Origin of the sequence: Frigidibacter sp. MR17.14, assembly GCF_037095735.1 — a bacterium.
Lineage (GTDB): Bacteria > Pseudomonadota > Alphaproteobacteria > Rhodobacterales > Rhodobacteraceae > Frigidibacter.
Map to the genome: position 1 here is coordinate 23061 of NZ_JBAWKD010000015.1, position 26344 is coordinate 49404.

The 26344-nt window shown below is 65.0% G+C and carries 21 protein-coding genes; 15 read left to right on the plus strand and 6 right to left on the minus strand.

From position 1 onward, the window contains the following. Positions 1-43 precede the first annotated feature (43 nt). A complete protein-coding gene (locus tag V8J36_RS20635; protein ID WP_336469214.1) occupies positions 44-1057 on the minus strand; it encodes a zinc-binding alcohol dehydrogenase family protein in 1014 nt (337 codons plus the stop codon). Between the two features lie 127 nt (positions 1058-1184). Here V8J36_RS20635 and V8J36_RS20640 point away from each other — a divergent pair, with 127 nt between their 5' ends. The 5 genes from V8J36_RS20640 (at position 1185) to V8J36_RS20660 (ending at position 8058) form a co-directional block, all read left to right on the plus strand. Continuing rightward, positions 1185-1559 (plus strand): winged helix-turn-helix transcriptional regulator, encoded by a 375-nt coding sequence (locus V8J36_RS20640; RefSeq protein WP_336469215.1) that lies wholly within the window; start codon positions 1185-1187, stop codon positions 1557-1559. A 1054-nt stretch (positions 1560-2613) separates the two neighbouring features. Beyond that, positions 2614-3303, plus strand: coding sequence for a hypothetical protein (locus tag V8J36_RS20645; RefSeq protein ID WP_336469216.1), 690 nt, complete (start codon positions 2614-2616; stop codon positions 3301-3303). After that, positions 3300-5504 carry a hypothetical protein gene (locus V8J36_RS20650; protein WP_336469217.1) on the plus strand — a complete coding sequence of 735 codons (2205 nt, stop codon included), beginning with the start codon at positions 3300-3302 and terminating at the stop codon, positions 5502-5504. Before V8J36_RS20645 ends, V8J36_RS20650 begins: the two co-directional genes overlap by 4 nt. Positions 5505-5509: 5 nt before the next feature. Then, positions 5510-6520 (plus strand): TniB family NTP-binding protein, encoded by a 1011-nt coding sequence (locus V8J36_RS20655; protein WP_336469218.1) that lies wholly within the window; start codon positions 5510-5512, stop codon positions 6518-6520. Between the two features lie 5 nt (positions 6521-6525). Then, positions 6526-8058: a TniQ family protein gene (locus V8J36_RS20660; protein WP_336469219.1), complete on the plus strand. Its 1533-nt coding sequence runs from the start codon at positions 6526-6528 to the stop codon at positions 8056-8058. A gap of 412 nt (positions 8059-8470) precedes the next feature. Here the strand turns inward: V8J36_RS20660 and V8J36_RS20665 are convergent, their stop codons facing one another. Together V8J36_RS20665 and V8J36_RS20670 are read right to left on the minus strand one after the other, a co-directional pair. Continuing rightward, the gene (locus V8J36_RS20665) at positions 8471-9397 is read right to left on the minus strand and encodes a dihydrodipicolinate synthase family protein (RefSeq protein WP_336469220.1); all 927 of its coding nucleotides are present in this window, start codon (positions 9395-9397) and stop codon (positions 8471-8473) included. After that, the gene (locus V8J36_RS20670; protein WP_336469221.1) at positions 9394-10500 is read right to left on the minus strand and encodes a 4-oxalomesaconate tautomerase; all 1107 of its coding nucleotides are present in this window, start codon (positions 10498-10500) and stop codon (positions 9394-9396) included. The genes V8J36_RS20665 and V8J36_RS20670 overlap by 4 nt, the downstream gene beginning before the upstream one ends. 76 nt (positions 10501-10576) lie before the next feature. On the opposite strand from V8J36_RS20670, the gene V8J36_RS20675 reads away from it, so the two are divergent. The 10 genes from V8J36_RS20675 to V8J36_RS20720 all read left to right on the plus strand — a co-directional run bounded on the left by V8J36_RS20675 (position 10577) and on the right by V8J36_RS20720 (position 22495). Next, positions 10577-11476: a LysR family transcriptional regulator gene (locus V8J36_RS20675; protein ID WP_336469222.1), complete on the plus strand. Its 900-nt coding sequence runs from the start codon at positions 10577-10579 to the stop codon at positions 11474-11476. A 119-nt stretch (positions 11477-11595) separates the two neighbouring features. Then, complete coding sequence (locus V8J36_RS20680) at positions 11596-12750, plus strand: MFS transporter (protein ID WP_336469255.1); 1155 nt, start codon at positions 11596-11598, stop codon at positions 12748-12750. Positions 12751-12825: 75 nt separating this feature from the next. Beyond that, positions 12826-13713 carry a LysR family transcriptional regulator gene (locus V8J36_RS20685; protein ID WP_336469223.1) on the plus strand — a complete coding sequence of 296 codons (888 nt, stop codon included), beginning with the start codon at positions 12826-12828 and terminating at the stop codon, positions 13711-13713. 142 nt (positions 13714-13855) lie between these two features. Then, complete coding sequence (locus V8J36_RS20690; protein WP_336469224.1) at positions 13856-14497, plus strand: isochorismatase family cysteine hydrolase; 642 nt, start codon at positions 13856-13858, stop codon at positions 14495-14497. A gap of 20 nt (positions 14498-14517) precedes the next feature. Next, positions 14518-15456 carry a dihydrodipicolinate synthase family protein gene (locus V8J36_RS20695; protein WP_336469225.1) on the plus strand — a complete coding sequence of 313 codons (939 nt, stop codon included), beginning with the start codon at positions 14518-14520 and terminating at the stop codon, positions 15454-15456. Positions 15457-15490: 34 nt separating this feature from the next. Further along, positions 15491-16582 carry an ABC transporter substrate-binding protein gene (locus V8J36_RS20700; RefSeq protein WP_336469226.1) on the plus strand — a complete coding sequence of 364 codons (1092 nt, stop codon included), beginning with the start codon at positions 15491-15493 and terminating at the stop codon, positions 16580-16582. 62 nt (positions 16583-16644) lie between these two features. Beyond that, positions 16645-18372: an ABC transporter permease gene (locus tag V8J36_RS20705; RefSeq protein ID WP_336469227.1), complete on the plus strand. Its 1728-nt coding sequence runs from the start codon at positions 16645-16647 to the stop codon at positions 18370-18372. Between the two features lie 13 nt (positions 18373-18385). Then, on the plus strand, positions 18386-19435 hold the full coding sequence (locus V8J36_RS20710) for an ABC transporter ATP-binding protein (protein WP_336469228.1): 1050 nt from the start codon (positions 18386-18388) through the stop codon (positions 19433-19435). A gap of 16 nt (positions 19436-19451) precedes the next feature. Beyond that, entirely contained in the window at positions 19452-20372 is a 921-nt protein-coding gene (locus V8J36_RS20715; RefSeq protein ID WP_336469229.1) for a hypothetical protein, read from the plus strand. 1025 nt (positions 20373-21397) lie between these two features. After that, positions 21398-22495 carry a tRNA-dihydrouridine synthase gene (locus V8J36_RS20720; protein ID WP_336469230.1) on the plus strand — a complete coding sequence of 366 codons (1098 nt, stop codon included), beginning with the start codon at positions 21398-21400 and terminating at the stop codon, positions 22493-22495. Between the two features lie 40 nt (positions 22496-22535). Here V8J36_RS20720 and V8J36_RS20725 read toward each other — a convergent pair whose 3' ends face one another. The 3 genes from V8J36_RS20725 to V8J36_RS20735 form a co-directional block, all read right to left on the minus strand. Beyond that, on the minus strand, positions 22536-24089 hold the full coding sequence (locus V8J36_RS20725; protein WP_336469231.1) for a GTPase: 1554 nt from the start codon (positions 24087-24089) through the stop codon (positions 22536-22538). Beyond that, positions 24082-25251, minus strand: coding sequence for a YcjF family protein (locus V8J36_RS20730; RefSeq protein WP_336469232.1), 1170 nt, complete (start codon positions 25249-25251; stop codon positions 24082-24084). Before V8J36_RS20730 ends, V8J36_RS20725 begins: the two co-directional genes overlap by 8 nt. A 117-nt stretch (positions 25252-25368) precedes the next feature. Further along, positions 25369-26205 carry an alpha/beta fold hydrolase gene (locus V8J36_RS20735; protein WP_336469233.1) on the minus strand — a complete coding sequence of 279 codons (837 nt, stop codon included), beginning with the start codon at positions 26203-26205 and terminating at the stop codon, positions 25369-25371. Between the last annotated feature and the right edge of the window lie 139 nt (positions 26206-26344).

The following is a 26344-nucleotide window of genomic DNA, read 5'->3' on the forward strand; positions in this document are numbered from 1 at the left end:
GGACGCGTTGCGCGGCCGAACGGGAGATCCGGTGGGATCCCGGTCAGAAGCTTTCCAGCACGATCTTGCCCTTCGCCCGATTGCTTTCGATCAGCGCATGGGCCCGGCGCAGGTTGGCCGCGTTGATCGGCGAAAGCGTCTCGGTCAGCGTCGTGCGGATCCGGCCTTCGTCGACCAGCCGCGCGACCTCGGCCAGCAGCTTGCCCTGCTCGGCCAGATCCGGCGTGCCGAAGATCGGGCGGGTGAACATCAGCTCCCAATGGATCGAGACCGCCTTGCGCTTGAAGCCCAGGACGTCGAGCGTCGCCGGATCGTCGATCAGCCCGAACCGTCCCTGCGGCGCGATCAGCTGCTGAACCTCGGCCAGGTGGCTGTCGGTATGGGTGGTGGAGAAGACGAAGCCCGGCGCGCCGATCTTCAGCGCCGCCACCTGCTCGGCGAGCGGCTTCGAATGATCGAGCACATGATGGGCGCCAAGCTCTCTCACCCAGGCTTGCGTCTCGGGGCGCGAGGCGGTGGCGATCACCATCAGGTCGGTCAGGGCCCGGACAAGCTGGATCGCGATCGAGCCCACGCCGCCCGCGCCGCCGATGATCAGGATGGCCGGGGCCGCGCCGGGGACGGGGCGGCGGATGTCCAGTCGGTCGAAGAGCATCTCCCAGGCGGTGATCGCGGTCAGCGGCAGCGCTGCGGCTTCGGCAGTGCCGAGCGTCGCGGGCTTCTTCGCGGCGATGCGCGCATCGACGAGGTGATACTCGCTGTTGGCGCCGTCGCGGGTGATCGAGCCTGCATAGTAGACCTCGTCGCCGGGGGCGAAGCCCTGCACCTCGGGGCCGGTCTCGATCACGCGCCCGACGGCGTCCCAGCCGAGCACCTTCCATCCGCCCTCTGGCGCGGCCGCGCTCTTGCGGACCTTTGTGTCGACTGGGTTGACCGAGACCGCGGCAACCTCGACCAGCAGGTCGTGGCCGGTCGCGACGGGGCGGGGCAGCTCGATGTCCTCGAGCGCATCCGGGCGATCGATCGGGCCGGGGATGCGGTAGCCGATGGCTTTCATGGGGTGTCTCCTTCGTCAGTCCCGCGCGGCGTCGCGCAGCGTCGTTGATCGGACCTGAAACTGGGGGTAGCCTCGATGAACGGCAATACGCACAACCGATGCACATAGTGTCGAAAAGGATACTGTCATGGCCAAGGCCCGCCACTCGCGGTTCGACTGCACGCCGGGTTGCTCGGTCGAAGCGGCGATCGCGCTGATCGACGGCAAGTGGAAGTCGATCATCCTGTGGCATCTGCTGTCGGGCACGCTGCGCTTCAACGAGATCCGCCGACATGTCGAGAACTGCACCCCCAGGATGCTCACCAACCAGCTGCGCGAGATGGAGGAGGACGGGCTGATCACCCGCAAGGTCTATGCGCAGGTGCCGCCGAAGGTGGAATATGCGCTGTCCGACCTCGGGCGCACGATGGAGCCGATCCTGCGGGCGCTGAAGGACTGGGGCGATGCCAACATCGGTCTCTACGGCAAGCCGAACGGCCACGATCCGCGTGACGCTGCCTGAGGGCGCACCTGAACGTCAGATATTCAATGGTCACCGGGCGCGCGGTCGCAGCGTCCGGCATGGTGCCGACAGCCCTTGCCTATGCGAAATGCAAAGCCTGATCTCGTTCCTCATCCCGCCAGCCGGACGCTGGAGTGACCACGGGCGGTGCGTCGTCCGCTTGTCGAGTGCTTGGCGTTGACGAAGAGCATGCGCTTCCAGGCCCTGTCTGCATTGATCCTCATGAAGGTGGTCGCGTGGTTGCACGCCGAAACATGGCCACGATGCAGCTTTGCGAAAAATCATCCCCGTGACTGATGCTCTGCTGCCAACAGCCGTGCGAAAATATAACTGAGCTATTTCAGTGGCTTGCGTGAGTTCGTCGACTTGCGTCACTCGCCCGCATGTGGTGAACCTCTAGCCTCGTTGCCACGGTGATCTCTCAACGATTCGATACCCTTGAACCCATAATCGGCCGGGCGCTGGCGTCCCGGTAGCGGACGAACTGCACCTATCGATATGACGCCTTCCCTTCGTTCTGGCCCCCTTCCAAGGTCGCTGACATGACAGCCGGGTCACCGAAAGCCGGGCGCTGTGCCGACCGCGTCCTCATCTGGCGACAAACGTCTGCTCGGGACCCTCCGGACGGAAAGTCGGCAAGAACTACGACGGGCTCGGCGAGCTTTTCGGCCCGGGGGGCGCGTCGCTTCAGGGGCCGGGCGGCGTCGGTAACTGATTGTTCCATATGGTTTTTCGCAGACTCGACTCGGCAGGATGTCGATCCAGAGAATCTTTGCGGACCGCGGAAATTTCCGGGTTTCGATTTTCGGGTCGCGGCAGAATCATTCGGGGCATCGAGCAGCCATCCGGAGAAACTTCCGAAGAGATCATCCCTGAGCAAGAAAAAGCCCGGCACGAGGCCGGGCGCAAGGTGTCGGGCGAACCCGTAGAATCGACCTGAAAGGTAAGCTCTCGACAGAAGAGCGCAAGCGGTTCTCCCGACTTTCGACAGCAAGGCCTGCGCCGGCACCGCCGCGCAGGAACGGCATCGCTTTGCCGAACGGAGACCTATCGAATGAAGCATCTCGCTTCGGTCAACTTCCTGCCTGACCCGGCCAAGAGCCGCGCCAAGCGCCCGATCCCCAAGGCCTCGCAGGGCCACTTCGTCGGAGAGTTCGTCTTCGGCTTCGACAAGCCGCAGCGCGTCGGCTTCGCGAGCCTCCTCGAATACAACGCGGCTCTCTGCGCGGTTTACCGTCCGGGCTTCGTGGATCTGGAGGAGCAGCTCGAGCGGGTGGTGTTCCGCAAGCTGAATGGCAAGCCCGGCGACCACTACCTCGACTACCGCGTTACCTACCACAATGGTCTGCGCATCGGCATGGCGGTGAAGCCCGCGGCGATCGCTGCGAAGCCCGAGTTCCAGGCGACGATGCGTGCCGTCGCACGCGCAGCAGTATCACGCGTCGTCGATAAGGTCGTCGTCGTCACAGAGCGCCACATCCATCCGGTCGAGCTGCACAATGCGGAGCTCTTCCACGCCGCGCGTCGACCGGTCGCGGATGAAGACAGGGTGATCGGCGAGCTCTGCGCCCGGCTACGCACACCGAACACGGTGGAGGCTATGCTGGACCAGGGCCGCCACGACGGTGTGACGCTGTTTGGCGTGGCGCGCGCCATTCACGGCCGTGGTCTGCGCCTCGTGCGCAACGAGCGGATCGACCACTCTGCTCTCGTCGCGGCGAATGACGTGAGGCAGGCGGCATGATCGGGGCAAACCGCAAGCTCGCGCTCTCGGTGCAGAGCCCCCTCGAGGAGGGGGCCGCCTTCGAACTGAACAAGCGGCGTGGAACGGTTGTCCAGCTGCGCCCGACGTCCTGCCTTGTCTTGTGGGACGAGTTCGTCGATGCGGAGACCGGCGAGATCTTCCCGCCGGTCTCCGAAGTCATCCCGCACGAGGAGATCAGCCGAAACGACATGAACGGTCGCCTGCGGATCCTCTCGCGGCCGTCCGTGCTTGCGGCCGCGGAGGTGCGCGGGCGTGTCGATCGCAACAAGAAGGAGATCGCGCGCATGAACTGGCGCCTCTGCTTCGTCAAGGCGGCGCAGACGATGATCGACGAGGGCCGACTGCAGGAAAGCCGGGCGTCCTTCGTGGAACAGGATGTGCATCTGCTCAGCCTCGGCTCGGTCTACTACAATCGTTACCTCCTCGATCAGGCCGGCGCATCGCGCAAGCGTGGCGGCGCGCAGGTGAACCTCGGCCCGCAGTCGAAACCGTCGACCTCCCCGGCGCAGATCTTCAAGTGGTTCCTGAAGCACCAGAGGGGCGGTGAAAACGCGCTCTTCGACAGTTACGGAGCGTCGGGAAACCGTCGCGGACGCTACAGCGAAGCCGAACAGGAGCTGATGCGGTCGGTCATCGACAGTCGGCTTGACGGGGAGCGCTGCTCCATCGCATCGCTCCACTCCAGCGTCGATGCGGTTTTCAGGGCCTACAACGAGCAGGCGGCGCGTCAGCAGCCTCCGGGGCCCGTGTTCAACATTCCCGGCTACGATTACGTTCGCTCCGTGATCGACGACATGGCTCCACTGGATCACATGATCCGGACGCGGGGCCTGAAGCATGCCCATCAGAGCCTTCACCCGCTCGGCGTCGGCGTGAAGACGAGCCGCGCGCTCGAGCGTGTGGAGGTCGACGAATACACGACCGACCTGATGGTCATCCTGAGAGACCTCGGGATCTGGGATTGGCTGCAGCCCGAAGAGAGGCTGATGATCGGGCTCGACGGGGCGACGCGTCGCGTCGCACTGTCGATCGCCATCGATGTCCATACCCGTTGCATCGTCGGCATGCAGATCTCGGCCAGCGAGACCACCTCGCTCTTCCGTGAGACGCTCGAGATGATCTTCATGGACAAGACGCCGAACTCGGATGCCGTCGGCGCGCACGAACCGTGGAAAATGCACGGCCGCCCCGAGAGGATCGTCCTCGACCGCGGGCCGAACTACGTCCCGGATACCGTCTATGACCTGATCGCGAGCCTCGGCTTCACCAACATGGGGGCACCGGCGAAGAAGCCGTGGCTGCGGCCCTATGTCGAGAGGTTCTTCCGGACCCTGCACAACGGGCTTCTTCAGCGCTTTACCGGTCGGACGTTCAGCAATGTCGTCCAGCGTGGCGAGAACGACGCCGCCGAGCGGGCCTCGATGTCGATCGACGAGTTCCTGCACTGGCTGGTGCGGTGGATCGTCGAGATCTACCACCTGACCCCGCAGGAAGGCCTGAATGGCCTGACGCCGGCAGAGGCTTGGGATCATTCCCAGACCGTCTCGCGTCTGCAGGCCGTGTCACGCTCGGAGCTGCGCAAGGTCTTCGGGATCCGCCGCATTCGCAAACTCGGCCCTGCCGGCATCGACATGATGCACATCAACTACCAGACGAAGGATCTGGCGAGGATCTTCCTCGGGCCGGGTGGCAAGCGAAAGACCTTCGAGGTTGCCTGGTGGCCCCATGACATCGGCGCGATCGAGGTCAAGGTCGCCCCGGATCACTGGATGACCGTGACCGCGACAGATCCGATGTGGATCGGCAAGTCGTTCGATGATCTTGCTGCGATCCGCCGCCGGCTCGCCGCTGAGCGCGATCGGTCCGACGCGGTCAAGGCGCGTGCGCTGGCGGACCTGGACGCCGCAGCTTACCGGGCCAAGGCACTGCGCGGCATTCTCCCCACCACCCTCACGGATGCGACCTACGATCGGACGGAGGACGAATACCTGCGCTTCATGAAGACGGCAGAGACCGAGTTCGATGCGCCGGATTTCGAGGGCCTCTTCGACGGTGTCGTCGATCTGTCGGCAGACCTGCAGGAGGGCGAGGTCGCTGCCGATGACGCACCCGGGCATCCCGCACCTGCACAACCCGTTCCCAAGACGTCCTTCGAGGACGATGACGACCTGATGGAGTGACGCTGATGACCGCCCATGCTTCCGAGACCACGACCGTCAGCGCCGTGCCCTCCGTCTCCGAACCGCCGCCGGCAACGGACCTGCCGGGGCGTGCAGACTGGCTGACGGCGCGTTACCTGAAGAACGCCCGCGACGACGACTTTCTGGACTACCTGCGCGAGATCCTGCAGGTCGGCGCAGGCGGCGAGCTGCTGCCTGCGGCGGTGCGCGACCCGCTGAATGGAGAAACCCTCGGGCTGCAGGTCATTGGCGAGTCCGGCGACGGAAAGTCCGTGATGATCGAACGCAATCTCGCGGCGATCCCGGGGCTCGAGCGGATGAAGGACGGCAACCCCGGCCACTACATCCGTATCACCGTCGCACCGGAGGCGACGATCAAGAGCCTCGCCTCCGACATCCTTCATGAAACCGGATATGCGCGCCTCGCCCCGCGTGCCAAGGCACATGAGGCCTGGGCGGTCGTGCGCCACCGGCTGAAGGCGCTCGGGGTCGCGATGCTCTGGATCGACGAGGGCCACCACCTCTTGCGCGGCGGCGCGGGGCGCGACGTCGCAGGCGCGCTCCAGACCCTGAAGAACCTCCTGCAGGGGGAGGGGGCCGTCGCGGTGATCCTCTCCGGCGTGCCGCAGCTCGAGGATCGGATCTCGTCCGACCCCGAGACCTTCCGCCGCTATCGCCTGCGCCAGCGTCTGCAGCCGCTCACCGCCGGCAGTAGCGACATGCAACGCTTCCGGCGTTTCCTCGAGGCTTGCTGTCGGAAACTGGACCTCCAGGTGCCGGACGATCCCACCTTTGCGGAGCGGATCGCTTTTTCGCAGAGGGGCGGACTGGGCCGGTCGATCGCCTTCGCCAAGGCCACGATCCGTCGCGCGCTGATCAACCGCTCGACCGCCATCACCTTCGCAGATGCGCGCAGGTCATGGGTGCTTTCCGGTGGTGTCGACGGCGAAGCCTCGCCCTTCGACGCCGGCGACTGGTCCGATCTGCGCAAGCTTCTGGAAAGCCGGGGGTGGTGAAGCCGATGCTGTCGCCCTTCGTCCCCTACGATCCGATCGAGACGGTCCAGTCCTACGCGGGCCGCCTTTCGCTGCTCCACACCGGCCAGCGCGCGGCACGGCTTCTCGAGGATTGCGGGGTGAAACTGCAGCGCTTCGCCTCGGGCCATTCCGAGGACGTGTCCCGCTTCGCCGAGGCTGTTGGCGAGGATTCTGCGCGTCTGCTGGCCGGCACGATCCGCTCGCTCAGCCGCTACAACCAGTTCCGGGGCGAGGACTTCTCGCGACAGGTGCTGACACCGCGGATCCGGCAATTCTGCCCGCATTGTCTGCGCGAGGATGGGGCGCCCGTCGAATGGCGGCATCGGCTTGAATGGTGCTTCTGGCCTGTGACCGTCTGTCCGGTGCACCGATCGGCATTGGTCGAGGTCGACGTCGAAGGCATTGATGACATCCGCGATGCCGTAGAGGCGGCAGGTGGTCTCGAAGCCGCGGAGGCCGCAACGCCCCATGCCGAGGGCGGTCGCTGCCTCGCCTGGCTAAGCGACCGGCTCGTTGTGAAGGACGGCACGGATTGGCTGGCGGACCAGACCATCGAGCAGATCCTGAATGCCTCCGAAATGCTGGGCACGGTTCTCGAGCATGGTCAGGACGTCCGCCCGGCGCGCCTCTCGCGGCGCGAGCGCGGTGCTGCACTGGAAGCGGGATTTCGCATCTACGAGCAGGGGGCGGAGGCTGTCTATGCGGCGCTGGGCGATATCCGCGGGCGGGCGGCGGCCACAGCCGTCCATGCCGGACCGCTCGCCATGTATGGGCCGCTCTACGACTGGCTGGACCGTCGCTCGCAGCTGATCGCGCCCGGCCCGATCCGGACCATCTTGCGCGAGCACATCCTCGATCACGACGCCTACATGCGCGGCGAGAAGCTCCTCGGCGAGGTGGTCACCGAGCGCCGCCTTCACTCCGTGAAAAGCTTGGCACTCACCCTGAAGGTTGACCGACGCCGCATGTCCCGCCTTCTCCAGAAGCTCGGCCTGGTGCCCGAAGGCGCCAGCGATGCCGAAAGCGGACGCCTTGTCTGGCCTGTGCAGGAGGTCGAACAGCTGGTCACGGATTACGAGGCCGCGATCCCGCTCGCGGAAGTCCCCGAATATATCGGCGGCACCCAGAACCAGACGCTGGCGCTATATCGTTCAGGGATCCTCCCCGCGGTCATCCCGGCAGACGCGCCGGGGGCGGTGCGCGGGGTGATTTTCGCAAGGCGCGTCCTCGACGAGTTGCTGGCGCGGATCGAGGCCATGCCCTTGCTGGAAGACGACGGTCGTGCCGCAGTCCTGTCGGTGGGCGACGCCTGCCAGCGCCACTGGGGAAAGACGGATGATCTGTTCCGAAACGTGTTTTCCGGCGAAGTCACCGCTGTCCGTATGGCTGGAGAGCCGCGACTCCATGCGATCCGGGTCATGGTTGCCGACCTGGCTTCGGCCCGGACGAAGAAGGCCGTCACGTCGCAGCGTCGATCCGGCAGCCTATCCAAGGGGACTGCCGGCCAAGGGTGCTGAGCGAGCGGCGGATTCTTGGGGGCGACCGTGGCGCTCGGTTGGGATTGACGCCTGCGACGGAGCCGCACGTTGTGTTGGCGCGACCCCTGCACGGGTCACCGCTGCGGTCTCGAAACCACGGGCACGAACGTGTTCGGGCAGCAGCGGGGCGACGGTCACACTCTCTATTTCGGCGTGGTCTGTGAGCTTCTACAACTAGCGTGCAAGCGTGCCACGCTGGCCGTTAGAGATCCCGAGTTTCGGAATAGGTTGTTGCAGGCGGGGAGGGTCGCCTGCGATTCCCTGCACGGCGCGACCCCGTCAGAATTCGCTCCGATCAGCAAGGCGCCCACCGCGTTCCGTGTGACAAGACCAAACCGCCCGGCCCCCTTTGAGGGGCCGGGCGAACGGAGCCGCGCCACTGCCACTGGCCCTAGGCTGCGACGGGCACCCGAAGGCCGGGAATTTCAAGCGCGTGGATCTCGGTCAGCCGCTTCTGGACATCTTCGTCGGAGATCGGCAGTCGCGGCGGACGGAGGTGCCCGCCGTCCAGATCCATAGCATTAAGGATCGGTTTGACCGAGCGCACTGCCTTGCCGCCGTTGCGCTGAAGAATTTCGGCGAGGCGCATCAGCTTACCATAGGACAGCCGCAGGCCTTCGTAATCCTTGGCCTGCCAGGCGTCTATGACCGACCGCACCAGTTCCGGGGCGACATTCCCCTCGGTGCCCATGAAGCCGTTTCCGCCAAGGGCGAGCGTGTTCACCGCAATTGCGGGTCCGGCGTTGTGGATTTCTAGTCGATCACCAAGCCGCGCGATCAGTTCTGCAAGATAGCTCATGTCGAGGCCGCCGTAGGCGATGCCGGTGATTTGCGCATAGCGGTCGCAGAGCCGTTCGATCATCGGGATCGGCAGCGCGAATCCGATCGAGCGGGGGTGACAGGACAGGTGGATCTTGAGCGGGGTCTGGTCGATGATCGTGCGGTAGTAGAGCTCCATTTCGGCCTCGCTTGGGCGAGTGCCGTGGCCGATGTCGAGGGAGAAGATCTGCGCGGTGCCGATCCGCGCCCGCTCCACGTGCTTCATGAAGGTCACAAGCTCCGAAGCCTGCCGCGGCTCGAACCCCATGGCGCGGTAGGTGGTCTTTCCGTCCAGCTCCTCGCGCGAGATCTGCAGAACGAGATCCAGATCCTCAGGCGTGAGCGTGAAGGCCTCGCTGCTGGAGCTGCCAGCGACGTAGACTGAGCAGCGTGCCTTCACGAGCCTGCGCAGGTGGCGCCGATAGGCGGCTTCGTCAACCTGTCCCTGTGCATCGAAGGGAATGATGCTGATGACGACGACGCTGAGTTCCTTGGTCATATCTCACCTTGAGGTTGGGGGCCGGTCGGGCTGTCTGGGACAAAGATGTCACCCGAAAATATCTTGCGGGCGGTCCGGATCGTTGCTGCCGTGGTGACGGCACCATCTTCTGCTGCCACCTCGATCAGCATCGTCCCCGATGGGTGCTCGATGCGGCAGATGGCCTGGCCCCGCGCAGCGATCTCATACGCTACAGTTCCGGCCGTTACGCAGGCCGTGGCGAGGCAGATGCCGCCGGTCACGGCAAAGGAGCGGTGGCAGGCATGGGGCATGAAATAGCGCCCCGTCACGGTGCCGCCATTGCGCGGCGAGGACACCATGATCACTTTTGGCAGCACACTGCCGCTGACGTCGCCAAGTCCCATCCGCCGCCCTGCTTCCAGCCGCAGCGTCTCGATCCGGGCAAAGAACGCGCGATCGGGGTCGAGTTCTTCGGCACCCTCGAGACCCGTCCTCCCGAGGCTTTCGGCGTTCAGCATCATCACCGGAACGCTCATGTCGATCAGCGTGACCGGCACGCCATCGATAACTTCCTGCGTCTTGCTGGTAGGAAACAGGCTGCCGGTCTTCGATCCCTGTCCGCCGCGGAACACGATCTTCACCGGCGCGGATTCGCCCGGCACGCCGTCGATGGCGGTGGTGCCCGCGTAGTTCACCTGCCCGCCAGGCGTCTGGACGACGGCATCGACTAGGGTGTTGGTGTTGATGTTGCGGATGCGGACCGTGGTTTCGGGGTCGCTCGCTTGCACCAGACCAGCTTCGATCGCGAAGGGTCCGACCGCGACCAGCATGTTGCCGCAATTCGGACCGGTATCGACGAAGCGCTCGCGCACGCCGACCTGTGCGAACAGATAGTCGACATCTGCGCCTCCGCTCTCGGATCGGTCCACCATCGCCACCTTGCTCGACAATGGATGACCGCCGCCGACTCCGTCGATTTCCAGATCATGGCCCGACCCGACGATAGCCAGCAGGACGCGGTCGCGGTCCTCCGGTGCCGAGGGCAGATCACGTGTGCGCAGGAACGGTCCTTTCGATGTGCCGCCGCGCATCAGCATGCAGGGAATGGATCGCATCAACTCCTCCTCGAGTCCGATGCCCATGGCCTGACATTGACCGTTGCATATGTTAAATGCATTTGTCGGATGAACTATTGCGTCACATGCATGGAGTTGCGTGGTGGATATTTCGACGGCCGATTTGCGAAGCTTCATCACCGTTGTGGATATGGGCAGTTTCAGCGAGGCCGCCTTTGCCTTGAACATCTCGCAGCCCGCGCTCACACGGCGGATCCAGAAACTCGAAGAACAGCTCGGCGTTCACCTGCTGGACCGCAACACACGACAGGTGTCCCTGTCGGTGGTGGGTCGCGACTTCATTCCCCGCGCACGCTACCTGATCGAAGAGCTGGACAGCTCGCTCCTGTCAGTGCGTGAAATCGCCGAACGCATCTCGGGGCAGGTCACGATCGCCTGCATTCCGACGGCGGCTTTCTTCTTCCTGCCCGAGGTGATCCGGGAGTTCGCGAGTGAGTTTCCCCGCATCAGAGTGCGCATCATCGATGAAGGTGCCAATCTGGTGCTCCGTAGCGTGCTGCAGGGCGAGGCGGATCTGGGCATCAACCTGATCGGTCACGAAGAACCTGAGATCGAGTTCGAACCATTGCTGCGCGAGCCTTTTGTGCTGGCCTGCCTGCCTGACCATCCGCTGGCCGAAAAGCGTCAAGTGCGGTGGGAGGAGTTGCGACCCTATCGACTGATCACTGCCGCCAGGACCAGCGGTAACCGGCTGCTGATCGACCAGAAGCTCGCCGGCTTGGCCGAACGACCACGCAGCGTCTATGAGGTTCAGCACCTGACCACTTCGCTCGGCATGGTGCAGTCCGGCCTTGGCGTGGCGGCGCTGCCGTCGATGGCCCTGCCTCGGGCGCGGTCCTCGCCGCTGACCAGCCGTCCGCTGATTGATCCTGTCATTGAACGCACGGTCGGCATCACACGTCGGCGCAACGGCACGCTGTCACCTGCCGCGGCCGAGTTTCATCGCATCCTGAAATCGCGCTGGCGCACCGTCTCCGACTGACCTGATGATTTATAACCATTGTGCATTTCTGAATGAAACATTGTCATTGGACGCATGTCGTGCTCGGCGAGTAGGCAAGACGCATCTTGCTGTGGTCGCCAACATATTTCGCCTATCTCGTGGCGCGCTCGCTCTGCTTCCTCGGGATGCAGACCATGCTACTCGTGCTGGCGCTGACGCTCTACGATCTCACCGAGAACGCGTTCTATCTCGGGGCAGCGGGACTGATGATCTTTGTGCCGGCTCTGGCACTTATCGCGGTCAGTGGGCTTGCTGCAGATCGTCTGAGTCGTCGTTTGATCGTCATCACCTGTTTTGCCATCATGGCGCTCGACATGGGGGCAATCTGTCTGCTGGCCCTGCACGGCAAGCTTACGGTGTTAACGATCTTTCTGGCGCTTGGGGTGATCGGCATTGCCCGAGCCTTCGTCAATCCGACGCTGAAGGCCTTGCTGATCAATATTGTGCCCCGCGGAGCCGTTCCTCGGGCAATCGCGCTGAACACGCTGACCAGCAAGGCGATGACCATCATCGGCCCGGTGATGGGCGGGCTAATTTATGCTGCCGCGCCGATCTACGCCTATGCCTTCTGCGCCGCTGCGCTGACGATCGGCACCCTCGCGGCCCTTGGCATCCGGCGGGTGGCTCAGGAGCGCACCTCACGACCAGCTCGGCTGAGCGACCTGTCGCAGGGTTTCCACACCATTCTCGGTGATCGGGTTCTGTTCGCCGCAATGACGCTAGACCTGACGGCGGTGCTGCTGGGCGGTGCTACGGCGCTGTTGCCGGTTTATGCCGCGACGATCCTGTTCGTGGGACCTGCCGAGGTCGGCATGCTGCGTGCGGCGCCTGCGGCCGGGACGTTGCTTTCTGCGGCGTTGCTCGTCTGGCGCCCGCTGGAACGGCGCAGCGGAGCGATCATGCTGCTCAGCATCGCAGGCTATGGCGCGGCAATCACAACCTTCGGGCTGTCGCATCTGTTCTGGCTCTCGCTCGTGGCCCTCGCTGTCGCCGGGGCCTTCGATATGGTCAGCATTTATGTTCGCGAAAACCTGATCCAACTCCGCACCCCAGATGCGATGCGCGGTCGGGTCAGCGCGATCAATAACGTCTTCAACAGTGGCGCCAACGAGTTGGGCGACTTCCGTGCCGGAACCTGGGCGGTGCTGATCGGGGCGATGCCCGCCGTGGTCTTCGGCGGCCTGTGTTCGATTGCGGTTGCCGCGATCTGGAGTGGTCGCTACCGCGAATTGATGCGCCTCGACCGTTACTGACATCGCAGCTTTTTGTTGCGGCTGGGTCAATTATTCTGCCTCATCCCAAGATCAGCCAGCGCCTGGGGAGGAGCGATGCGGATCAGGTTCGAGCTTTCGGACATGGAAGCCTTTCGGGTGCTTTCCGAGCACCTGAGCTACGTTAAAGCCGCCGATGAATTGGGCATGTCCGCCTCTGCGCTCACCCGGCGCATCCAGCGGCTGGAAGAGTCACTGGGCAGCGAGCTGCTGCGCCGCTCCACCCGCAAGGTTCAGCTGACTCTGTCTGGGGAACGGGTCCGCGACCGGGCAGTCAACCTTCTGGGCGACATGGAAGAGCTGTTCCTCGCAGTCCGGGGCGAAGAGCTGCGCGCGCCGCCGGTGGTGACCATCGCCAGCGTTCTCTCTGCAACCCGGCGCTTACTCCCACCGGGATTGAGCGCCTTCCGGCAGCGCCACCCCAACACGATCGTCCGGGTGATGGATTGCACGGCGAGCGAGATCATCGACGCGGTCCGCTCGGGCGAGGCCGATTTCGGGGTGCATTACCTAGGGACCGACGACCCGGAGCTGGAGTTCCATCCGGTCATCACCGATCATTTCGTCCTGGCCTGCCCACTAGATCACGTTCTGGCGCAGCGCGGTTCCATCACCTGGCGGGAGCTTGCAGATGAGCCGCTCATCACCGTCTGGAAGGGATCGGGCATCCGGATGATGATGGATTTTGAGCTGGCGAAGTTCGATCTGAGCATCCGCACCGGGTTCGAGGTTCGTCACGCTCAGACTGCGGCGGAGCTTGCGGCGGCGGGCCTTGGCGTTGCTGCGCTGCCCGGCCTCACGGCGGCGCTTTATCCGAACCTCAGAATGGTGCCGCTGAATGAACCGCGCATTACCCGTGTGCTCGGAACCTTGCGCCATGCTCGGCGCAAGCTCAGCCGCGGCGCGGCAGAATTGCTGAGCCTCATCGACCAGACCAATCTCTGATTGCTGCGTCTGGTGCAGTAATCGACCCAAGCTTCGTGCTAACGCGCTCGGTCGTGCTGCCGCTACAACAGCGGAGCAGGCTGATCACATCCGAGGTCCCTGCGGGCGAGTGGGAGCTCGCCGTGAGGAGAGGATCTACAAAATGACCATGACCGCAGAGAGTGCGGTCCCGCTGACGCTTGAGAGCTTTGTCGCGCCGAAGACGACCGCTCTGGTGATGTGGGACATGCAGAATGGCCTCGCTGGCCGCGCGAACAATATCGAGACAGTCAAACCCGCGGCGCGTCGCCTGCTGGAAGCTGCGGACCGAGCTGGCGTCCTGGTGATCTGGAGCCGCCATATCCTTCCGCCGCTCGACCTGCTGAGCGGGCCCATGCAGCTTTTCATGATGCGCAAGCAGAAAGTCGACCACCCGTCCAAGCTGAAGCCGTTCATGAACCGCGGCATGCCGGAGACCGACTTTATCGACGGGTTCGAACCCGCGCCGCATCATGTTGTTCTGGAAAAGGGCGTCCCCTCGCTCTTCGTTGATACACCGCTCGACTCACGGCTGAAGGTGCGCGGTATCAGGACGCTGGTCCTTGCCGGTGTCGCGACCGAGATTGGGATTGAGTTTACGGCCCGCCACGCCTCCGCGCTCGGCTATTTCTCGGTCGCGGTCGAGGATGCGACCGGCTCCTACGCGACCGAACCGCACCTGCAGAGCCTCGACTACCTCCGGAAATGGGCCAATGTCGCCAATTCCGAAGAGATAGCGGCTATTTGGTCGGAGGCGGGCCGGTGACCTTGCTAAAGGGACAGCAGATGAAGAAGACCTGCAGCGTCAAGGTGATCAGCATCACCCCCTTCACGAAAACGGGCGATCTGGACGAACAGGCCTACCGCCTGCACCTGCGCCGCCTCGCCGACGCCGGCGTGACGGTCTGGGTTGCAGGCAGCGGCACCAGCGAAGGCTACACGCTGAGCGCCGAGGAGCGCGATCGCGTTCTGGCGATCTCGGTTGAGGAGCTGAAGGGCAAAGTCCCGGTTCATGCAATGGGATGCGAGCCGCGGCTGACCTCTGAAATGGTCGATTTCCTGGCGGCGGCGGAGCGGTCCGGCGTCGATGCCGCTCAAATCTTCTCGCTGCAGATCGGGCATACGACGAAGGTCACCCCGCGGGAGATGCGGCTTTACTATGAAACTGCGCTGTCCGCGACCGACATGCCGCTTTACCTGTCTAGCCATTCGGCTTCCGGCTACTTCATCCCGATCGACATGATCGAGGCGCTGGCGGACAAATATCCGAACCTCGCCGGGGTGGCCTATGGCGGCAGCGACATCCAGCATTTCGCCGAACTCATCGGCCGCCTGAAGGACCGGATGGAAGTCCATTGCGCAGGCCCGGCCAACGCGCTGACTTGTCTTGGACTTGGCGGGCACGGTTTCATGGGCGGCGAGGGCAATTTTTCGCCGCGGATGGTGCAGAACGTCATCGATGCTTGGCATGCCGAAGATCGTGGCGCGCTACGCGATGCCTTCGCAACGCTGATGGCCTTCGCGTCGGTCTATGCACGTATCGGCGGCGGTTCGGCCGCGCGCGGCCTGAAGCCACTGATGAACGCTTATGGCCTGCCGGGGGGTGAGCTGCGCCTGCCACGTCTGCCGATCGAGGAGACAGAGCTGCAGCAACTGATCGCGCTCGTCCGTCGCATCCCGATCCCGGGAGTCCCAGAACCTCAAGAGCTGGCCAAGACGGCCTAATATTTTTCATAATTGCTTTGGGAGGAGCATGAAAATGAAAGCAAGATTGACCCTCACCTGTGCCGTCCTCGCCCTCGCTGTTCCTGCTTGGGCACAGGATGTCGCCCCCGAACATGCCGACGCTTGGGCCTTCATGCAGGAAGCGATGCCCGGCGTGCCCTATGACCTTCTGGCTGCGGCCTGCAAGGAGGGAACGGTGATGATCTACAACGGCACTTGGGGAGACGCGCAGAAAAACCAGATCGCGGCCTTCTCCAAGCGGTTCCCATGCGTGAATGTCACCAATTTCGAGCTGCCGACCAGTGAGAGGCGCGAGCGCTTCGTGATCGAGTCCAAGGCAGGTCGTCATACCGCCGATATTGTGCAGGACACCGATCCAGGCGTGCTCGACGCCCAGTCGGACGAAGGGCTAATCCTTGAATACAAGATCAGCTCCGACGCGCAGTTCGCGGACAGCCTCAAGAAATCGGGCTACTGGTATCCCGTGCGTATCGCTCTGGCGGCCAATGCATGGAACCTCGACAACGTCACGGATGAAGAGATCGAGCTGCTCTCGACCTGGCAAGGGATGACTGATCCGCGCTTCAAGGGGCGTGTCGGCATCGCCATGAGCCCGAGCGGCGGTGGCGGGGTGACGCTCTATCCCTACTACGCGCTCTACAAGACCTACGGCGAGGACTTCATGAAAGCCTTCGCTGCGCTGGAGCCTCGCAACTTCAGCGGCGCGAACACCCTGGCTGGGGCGCTCGCGTCCGGGGATATCGATGTGGCGCTTGCGGTCAGCGAGACGGGGATCATTCCTTTGCAGGGGCAAGGCGCACCGATCGAATGGAGCCTGCCGGAGCCCGGGATGGGGCTGGCAACCGGACAGGGCATCAGCGCCAACGCGCCGCATCCGAACGCTGCCCGACTCTATCAGGAATACGCCTTCTCGGATGAAGGTTACGCTGCCTTTAACCTTTATGGCGGCGCGCCGGCGAAGACTGGCTTCGCGGACACTCGACCGGTCGCGAAGGAGGAATGGTATGAGTATCCCAAGACCTTCTCCGACGTCGATCCCCGTCTGATGATCACCGAGAAGACGGAATTTCTCGCGCTGAACAACGCTTGGTTCGGGCTGAAATAAGCCGAACGACACTAGCGGTGGATCGGTCCGGGCCAACGTGCCCGGACCAGGGAGGATAAGAAATGGTCATGCAAACTGCGATGCCCCTTAAGGCAGAGGCACGCGAACCGGGTCAGCCCCGGATCACGCCGCTGCGTATGACGACCTGGGCGATGTTTGGTTCGACCCTGCTCATGGTCGCGCTGCCAATGTTTTACCTGCTCTACGGCTCTTTCGTGCAGGATGGCGGCGAACACGCGTTCACACTTGGCAATTACGCCGAAGTCTATGGTGGCGAGGTTTTCCTAAGCCGGTTCTGGAACACGGTCGTCCTGTCGGCCACTGTGGCAGTGCTCGCGATTCTGCTCGGCTCTCTTCTGGCTTGGGTCGTCGCGCGCACCAACGCGCCGGGGGTGCGCAAAGCCGCACCGCTGCTGATTGTGCCGATCATGATGTCGAACCTGGTCACCTGTCTGGCTTGGATCGCACTTGCCGCCCCGAATGCAGGTCTGCTGAACGTGTTGATCTTCAACCTGACCGGAATTCGGCGGGTGCTCGATATCTACAGCTTCACGGGCATGGTGTGGGTGCTCGTTCTGAATTACGCGGCATTCGCCTTCGTGTCCGTCCTTGGCGCTTTGCGCTCGATCGACGCGGATCTGGAGGAAGCGTCCTATCTGCTCGGCGTAAACCCTGTGAAGACCGCGTTCAGCATGACCCTGCCGCTGGTCTTCCCCACGCTCGCCTCGACCTTCCTTCTCGTTTTCGTCTTCGTCGCCGAGAATTTCGCGGTGCCGCTCGTTCTGGGCACGCCCAGCGGATACGAGACGCTGATGTCGCAGATCTACTACGCGGTTGCCGACACGCCCGCGAAGCCGGGTCTCGCGGCGGCGGCGGGCACCATGCTCCTACTCATCGCTCTGGTAGGCACGCTCTGGCAGCGGCGCATCATGGCCAATGCCAAGCGCTATGTAACGATGGGCGGCAAAGGTGGGCGTCGGAAGACGACGGATCTGGGACGGTGGCGCTATCTCGCTTCGGCGGTGGTCTTCGGCTACCTCTTCTTCTCAGTGGTCCTGCCTTACTGCGCGCTGGTCACCGCCTCTCTGATGCGTTTTGTCACCTCGCGCCTGACATGGGAGCTTTGGACGCTCGACAACTACCGCAAGCTCTCCGACGGCACCTTCCTGCACCTCTTGACCAATTCGTTCCTCGTGGCTGTGGTCGGCGGGGTCGTCGCGGTCGCCTTCTACTTCGTGCTGTCGTATCTGCTCAGCACCTCGCAGACTCGGTTCGCAAGGCTCACTGAATACGCGGCGATCATGCCGACGGTGACCCCTTCAATTCTGCTCGCCATCGGCTTCCTCTGGGCGTTTGTTGCCCTGCCGCTGCCACTTTACGGCACGCTGGGCCTGATCTTCATCGCGCTCGTGGTCCGCTCGCTTGGGCTGGGCGTCCGGCAATCGCGTTCGGCTCTATTGCAGGTCTCCACCGACCTTGTCGATGCGGCGCGGATCGGCGGGGCCGGGCCGCTCAAGGCCTTCCGCGACATCGTCGCCCCGGCGCTCAAGGCCCCACTTATGTCGATCTGGACGCTGATCTTCGTGCAGTTCTTCCTCGATGTCGGCCTGAGCGTCGTCCTCTATTCGCCGAACAGCATGACGATCCCGGTCTATCTCTGGACGAAGATGAACGGCGGCGAGGTGACCGGGGCCTTCGCGATCGCGGTTCTCGAATGCACCATCATCTTCGCGGTTCTTTTTGTCGCGGAGCGTCTTTTCGGCACCGTCCGTGCCTCTCTTAATCGCTGAAAGGGCCAGCACCATGAGCGAGATCCTTGTCAGAAACCTGGTCAAGACCTTCGGTGAGACCAATGTGATCGACGATGTGACCTTCACCGTGCCGCGGGGCGAGATCCTTGTGATCCTCGGCGCCAGCGGCTGCGGTAAGACCACGACGTTGCGCTGCCTGGCCGGGCTGGAGAAACCGACGAGCGGCGAGATCGTGATCGACGGGAAGCCGATGTTCGGACGCAATATCGACGTGCCGCCGGAAAACCGCGGTCTGGGGATGGTGTTCCAGTCTTACGCGCTTTGGCCGCACAAGACCGTCTTCGGCAATGTCAGCTACGGCCTGGGCAACCTTTCGACCGAAGAGAAGCGCAGCAAGGTCCGCGACGCGCTTGCGCTGGTTGGGCTTTCAGGGACCGAGGACCGCTTCCCCTCGACGCTCAGTGGCGGTCAGCAACAGCGCATCGCTCTGGCACGCAGTGCAGCGGCACGTCCGAAGGTTATGCTGCTAGATGAGCCGCTCAGCAACCTCGACGCCAAGCTGCGCGAGACGATGCGAAGTGAACTGCGCACGCTGATCAACGAGCTGGGGATGACCGCGATCTACATCACCCACGATCAATCCGAGGCGATGGCGCTGGCTGATCAGGTCATCTTCATGCGCAACGGTAAGATTGAGCAGAAGGCGTCGCCGCGCGAGATCTACAACCGCCCCCGCACTCGTGCCGTCGCGGAGTTCATCGGCAGCGCGACCTTCCTCGACGGGCGACTTTTGTCCTCGAACGGCGTGGGGTCTGAAGTCGATCTGGGCGGCTTCACCCTGCGTTCTACCTCGACTTTGGAACGCGCCGCAGAACGTGCGGTTGTCGCGATCCGACCCGAGCGGGTGAAACTGTCGCAGGATGCCTCGGGCGGCGGGATCATCGGCAAGGTGCGCAGCCAAGTCTTTTTGGGCGAGGCCACGGAATACGAGATCGAGGTGCATGGCATTCAGCTGGTTTCCAAGTCCCGGGTCGAGCTTTCTGCGGGCCAACCCGTCGGTGTCTCGATTGCGCCCGATGACGTCATCCTGCTGCCCGCGTGACCGGAGGCCCTTACCCATGCTCAAGCTGAGAATGGCGCTCCACGCCAATGACCACCATCGGAACGTGTTGTCGCAGGACTGGCAGATCCCCGGTGCCGCGATCACTCCGGTGCCCCTAGCGCCCGGAGAGATGTATTCGCGCGTGTTCGACGCCGAGGACCTCGACATCGTCGAGATGTCCATCGCCCGTTATGCTCGGCTGCGGAGCGAGGGTAAGGGGCGGCTGATTGCGGCACCCTACTATTTCTCTCGGGTCTTTCCGCACAAATATTTCTACGTGCGAACGGACTTTCCTGGCCGTGACCTGTCGGCAATCAAGGGCATGCGGGTTGGCCTCTCGGAGTATGACCACACGGGTCACACTTGGGCGCGGATCCTCCTCGAAGACGGATACGCGATCTCGCCGGCTGATGTGAGTTGGATCTGCGCACGGAGGGAAACGAGCAAACCGCCGCTGAAACATGACTTTGTTCCGCCGGCCGGCGTCTCGCTCACCTACGCCCCGGCGGAGAAGACGTTGTCACAAATGTTGCTCGACGGCGAGATCGACGTTCTCTTGAACCCGAATTCGCCATCTTGCTTCGCTGAGCAGCCCGAGCGCGTCCGCCGGCTCCTTGATGATCCGCGGCAAAGCGAGGTCGCGTATCTCAGAGCCGGGGGCCTTTGCCCGATCCAGCACGTGCTCGGGATACGTCGGGAACTCGCTAGCGCCCATCCTAATCTGATTGCCGACATCATCGCGCTGCTCGAGGCACAGGTCGGTCGGTCGCGCTCGCTTTGGGCGGGGGCGGCGAACGAGGACAACGCGAAAGTCGCGCTGAGCGGCCTTGCGGCTGGAGAGCGGCGACCCCTTCAAGAGTTTCTTACGCAGCATCATCGGCAAGGCATGTCGAAAAAATTACTGAGCCTTGAAGATTTTTTTGGGGAACGCGTCTGAGCTCAAACCGTCGGGCGCACTGAAGCGTTAAGGTATAGAGGCGACACACCGTTGCGACCGCGATCGTTCCACGCGGAAAGCTGTCCCCCCTGTCGATGCCCAATTTTGATAGGTTAATGACCCCGGCACCACTCGCGGGATCGTGAAGTATGCCCTTTCTTGCAGATGGCGGGCGCGCAGACAGTCCCTTCCGTGTTCGACGCCTGCCAGGGCTACGCTGGGAAGGCGGATGACTCGTTCCGAAGGGTGTTTTCTGGCGAAGTCACTGCCGTCTGGATGGCTGGATAGCCACGACGTCATGCGATCCGGGTCATTGCCGCGGACTGGGTTTCAGCCCGGGCGAGGAAGACCGTCGACGTGCCGTAGGTAGCGATCGTTGGGCGTATGGATGGCTTAATGGCATGAGGTCCACGAGAGCGGGCCCTTGTTTCTTTTTCGCAGCTTTCACGGCGGGGGGCAGAACTTTTCCCCCAGGTGGCGAGAACTATGGTCCGAGGTTGGAAATGACTATTGTTTTTATTTGATAAAATTTGGATTCCGGCACTAACTTTGCCCCGAGTTTCAAGGCTGTAGTTCGGGGCAGGGCGGCTGCCGGTTGGCGCGTCGCTTTGCCCGGTGGGACAGGGTCCAAGAAAGCCGGTGATGGTCTGATGGCAGCCTTCGGGCTGCCTTTTCATTTGCCGCATCGGGTTGTTGCCGCGACGAACGGGGCTTGATTGGGGGATGCGGCTGCGTCGCTTTCGAATGCCTCTCTCCGCTGCCGGGGCCGTCGGTCCTGCGGGACTCTGGCCGGCGCCCCGCGGACGACCGCGAAGCGCGGTCGCGCGACGTCTGGCCAAAACGCCCGCATAATCGGACATCGGGATGGTGCGGACCGTCCTCGAAGGCCGGTCGTTTGCCCATGTTTCGATCACTTGGCGGCCCCAGCGGGGCCGTTGCGGGCCCCGACCGCCGTGCCGGACAGAAAAATATTGACTGCTTGGTAAAAATCTACGGTCCTGAGGGGGAGAAACCGGGAGTGCGCCATGTCCGTCGACCTCGCTACCAGATTCACCGGCCTTGATTTCGTGAATCCGTTCGTGCTGGCCTCGGCGCCGCCGACCGAGAGCAAGCGCAAGATCCTGAAGGCCTTCGAGGCCGGCTGGGGCGGCGTCGTCACCAAGACCATCGGCCTGCACCCGGTCGAGAACGTCGCCGGGCCGAAGACCATCTTCCAGCGCGCCAGCGAGCAGAAGCCCTATGTCTCGCGCAACAAGCGCCCCGACACCGTCTCGCATTCCTCGTGGAACTGGGAGCTGATCTCGGACCAGCCGCTGGCGCAGTGGCTTCCCGATCTGGAAGAGATCAAGACCACCTATCCCGACCGCATGCTGATCGGCTCGATCATGGCTGGCGCGGGCGGCGAGGCCGAGATGGAGAACTGGCGCAAGCTGGCGCGGGCCTGCGTCGGTGCAGGCTGCGATGCGCTCGAGCTGAACATGTCCTGCCCGCACATGGACCGCAAGGACATGGGCGCGCATATCGCCAATGACGAGGCGATCATCGCGTCTGTGCTGAAAGCGGTCAAAAGCGCGGTCGACGTGCCGATCTGGGTCAAGCTGACGCCCTCGTCCTCGTCGCTGGTGGACGGGGCGCGGGCGGCCTATGCGGCGGGGGCGGCCTCGATCTCGCTGTGCAACACCTTCCCCTCGCTGCCGCTCATGGACCCCGAGACGCTGAAGTTCGAGGTTGAGGTCGACGGCTACGTCACCTCGGGCGGGCTTGGCGGGCTGGCGATCCTGCATCAGGCGCTGCAGCGCGTTTCGGACATCTCGCGCGCCTTCCCGGACAAGGCGATCTCGGGCATCGGCGGCATCCGCGGCTTCCGCGAGGCCTTCAACTTCATCGCCCACGGCGCCGGCAACCTGCAGATCTGCACGGCGGCGATGGAAGAGAAGGGCAGCGGCGGGATCGGCGTCAACCTGATCCAGGAGCTGACCGGAGACCTTGCCGATTACCTCGAGCGCACGGGCCATCGCTCGATCGAGGCGTTCCGCGGAATCGCCCGCGACCGGATCGTCGAGCATTCGAGGATCCGCCGGAAGAGCGAGGATTACAACGGCGGCTACGCGCAAAGCGCCTGAGGCCGCCGCAAATCCGGATGGCGCGTGCAGAGCGGGCGGTTCAGTCGTCGCTGTCGCCGAGGATCCGCCGCACCAGCCGCGCGCCCAGCGTCGCGGTGCCGGTGCCGATGCCCTGACCCGCGCGGCTGACCTCGGCCCGCAGGTCGCGCCGCGCCGCCTGCAGGCGCACGCGGTTGCGCTGCACCATCAGCGCCTCTCCCAGCCGGGCTGAAAGCTGCTGGCGCAGCGCGTCGAGGTTCCACTCCGGCGCGGCGGCCGAGACCGCGACCGGCGGCGCCGGCAGCCCGAGGTCGCCCGCCACCGCGCGCACCGCCGCGGCGACACGGTCCAGCGCGGGGCGGGGCAGGCGGTTCTCGGGGAAGGGCCAGCCGGGCAGAAGCTGGTCGGCCCCGGTCGCCACGGCCAGCACCTGCGGGATCCGGCGGTCGGGCAGCGCCGCGAAGCGGGCGGCGAAGGCCGCAAGCGCGCGGCGGTCGATCTCGCGCGCCGGGCGCGTCAGCCGCGACACCCACAGGATCAGGTCCGCGGCCTCCATCTCGGCAAGGGTCGCGGCATCGGCCGGGGCGCTGCCGTCGAGGCCCGGCAGGTCGATCAGCACGCAGTCGATCCCGTCCAGCACCAGCGCATGGGCCGTGGCGCGGTCGGTGGTGGGCGGCTGGTCGGTCTCGGCCGCGTCATGGCCGATCAGCGCGTTGACGAGGCTGGATTTCCCGGCGCTGACCTGACCCGCGACGACGATGCGCAGCGGCGCGTCGGGGCGCGCGGCCCGGGCGCGGTCGCGGTCCGAGGCGGCCAGCTCCAGCTCGAGCAGTTCCGCATCCGAGAACCGAAGGCGGCCGGAATAAAGGTCGATCGCCGCCTTCGCGGCCTCTTCCAGCAGCAGGCCCTGCAGCACCGCCACCGCCTGCGCGCTGAGATAGCCGGAATTGCCGCCGGCGATCGCACCCTCGATCTCGCGCAGGATGCCGGCGGGCGGGTTCTTCAGGATCCGGATCACGCGCCAGGCCTTCTGGCCCGCATCGAGCGTGGTCGCGGCCCAGCCCTTCTGCCGCCACAGCCAGAGGAGCGTGCCGACGGTCACGGTGTCGGCGAAGGGCACCATCCGGCGCAGGTCGCCGCGGAAGCGCACGAGCACGTTGTCGGCCAGCAGCAGCGCCTCTGGCACCGTGAAGTCGAGAAGGTCGCGCCCCTGCGCGCCGCTGCCGGCCGCCACGCTGCGGATCACCTCTTCGAACAGGGCGGGCAGGGCCGCGACCGGCACCGGCTCGGCGGTGCGGCTTCGGATCAGCCGGCGCGCGGCCTCGAAGGCGGCGGCCTCGCGCGGGGTCCATTCGGGATCGGCGCCGGCTTCCAGCACGAGGTCGGGCGCGGCGGCGGGGTGCCGGCTGCGCCACCAGCGCAGCCCGAGCCGCAGCGCCGCCGCCAGCGCGCCAAGGCCCAGCGAGGCGACGATGTAGCCCATCAGCAGGCCCTGCTCGGCCAGCCAGATCCAGCCCAGCGGGATCGCGATCAGGAAGGGCAGGGCCAGCAGCAGCGCCAGCGCGATCCGGTCCAGCCGCAGGAAGACCGCGAAGAAGCGGCGCGGGTCAATCATCGCCACGCTCCCCGGGCGCCGGGGCGGGGGACGGACGGGCCGGGCCCTTGCCGCCGGCGTCGCCCCCGCCATCCGCGGCGCGCGCGAAGGCGCGGCGGAAGGTCTCGCGCAGTTCGGCCTCGTCGGCGGGCTTTCCCTGCGACTGGCGGTACAGGAAATAGCTCGCCGCGCGGCCCAGCGCGTAGGTCGCGCCGAAGCTGATGCTGCCCGACACGGCGGCGCCGAGGGTCTGCCCGTAGACCGGGATCAACTTCGCCGCCTGCCGCAGCCCGAAGCTCGCACTGTAGCGCAGCAGGATGCCGGCCCCGAGCGCGCCGAGGAAGGCGCGCACCGTCTCGGTCGTCCAGCCGACGCCGTGCTCGGCGGCAAGGTCGCGCAGCATCGCGGCCTGCAGGCCGGGGACCGAGACCGCGCCCACCACCGGCAGCGCATCCGACGAACCCGCCAGCCCCGCGTAGAACAGCACGCGGTTGCGCAGCCGGTCGAAGGCCGCCTGTTCGCCCTCGCCGGTCGCCCGCCGCTCGAGCAGCAGCGCGGCGGAGGGCAGCAGCTCGACAAGCAGGTCGATCACCGCCTGTCGTGCGGCCGCTCCGGGCGGGGCACTTTCGGGCAGGTCGGTTTCTGGCAGGGCGACCTCGACCGCGGGCAGGTCGCGGCCGATGGCGCGCTTGAGCTGGGCGGCGATGGCGCTGCGGGCGCGGCGGCGGGCCTCGGGGTCGGGGATCAGGTCGGCGCCGGTATAGACGATGCCGGCGGCATGGCTGCCCTGCCGCAGCACCGCGCCCGCCGCCGCGGCCAGTTCGCCCTGCACCGGGTCGTCGAGCCGGCAGACCAGCAGCAGCGCGTGGCTGTGCCCGGCGCAGCTGGCCAGATCCTCGGCCGGGTCATAGCGCGCCTCGCCAAGGCCGCGGGTGTCGAGAAAGCGCAGCAGCGGCGCGCCGGGCGGGAAGTCGAAACGCCGGGCGCTGCGGGTGCAGGGGGTGAAGCCGTTGCCGATCTCGACCGCGTCGAGTGCGGTCAGCAGCCGGATCAGCGAGCTTTTCCCCGCCGCGGTCTTGCCGAGCATCCACAGGATCGGCAGCGCCTGTTCGGCCTGTTCGACCGGGGGTTCGTCGCCGGATTTCGGCGCGGACGAGAAGTAATCGAGAAGCGATCCGAACATGCCCTTGCCCGGGTTTGGGGACTTCGGGGCAGGCTATCCGTCGGGCGCGTCTGGGTAAATGCCGAACCGTCCGCCGCGCCGCCCCCGGGGGGAGGGGACGGCGCGGCGGGGTGGCGCTCAGCTCTTCGCAAAGGCCAGCAGGTCGGCGTTCAGCACATCGGCATTGATCGTCAGCATGCCGTGGCCATAGCCCGGGTAGGTCTTCAGCTTGCCGTTCCGCAGCAGCCCGATCGCCTTCAGCGCCGCATCGGCGATGGGCACGATCTGATCGTCCTCGCCATGCAGCACCAGCGTGGGCACGCTGATCGCCTTCAGATCCTCGGTCTGGTCGGTTTCGGAGAAGGCCTTGATGCCGTCGTGATGGGCCTTGGCAGAGCCCATCATCCCCTGCCGCCACCAGTTCTGGATCACGCCCTCCTGCACCGTCGCGCCGGGGCGGTTGAAGCCGTAGAACGGGCCTGCCGGCACGTCGCGGAAGAATTGCGCCCGGTTCGCGGCCAGCGCTGCGCGGAAGCCGTCGAAGACCTCGATCGGCAGGCCCTCGGGGTTGGAGGCGGTCTTCACCATCAGCGGCGGCACCGCTGCGACCAGCACCGCCTTGGCGACGCGCCCCTCGGGCTCGCCGAAGCGGGCGACATAGCGCGCGACCTCGCCGCCGCCGGTGGAATGGCCGATGTGAATCGCGTCGCGCAGATCCAGCGCCCGGGCCAGCGTCGCGACATCGGCGGCGTAATGGTCCATGTCGTGGCCCTCGTACACCTGGGCCGACCGGCCGTGGCCGCGCCGGTCATGGGCGATGACCCGGTAGCCCTGCGACAGGAAGGCCAGCATCTGCCCGTCCCAGTCGTCCGAGGACAGCGGCCAGCCGTGGTGGAAGACCACGGGCTGTGCGTCGCGCGGGCCCCAGTCCTTGTAGAAGATCTCGACGCCGTCGTCGGTGGTGATCGTGGACATGATGATGTCTCCTTGCGGTTCGGTTGACGTGGCGAGGGCGGGGCGGGGCAGGGGGCCGATCACGGCGGCGGCGGCCGCTGTCGTCAGCATCGCGCGCCGGGTCAGGTCGGGGTGCATCGCGTGGCCTCTCGGTTTCGGT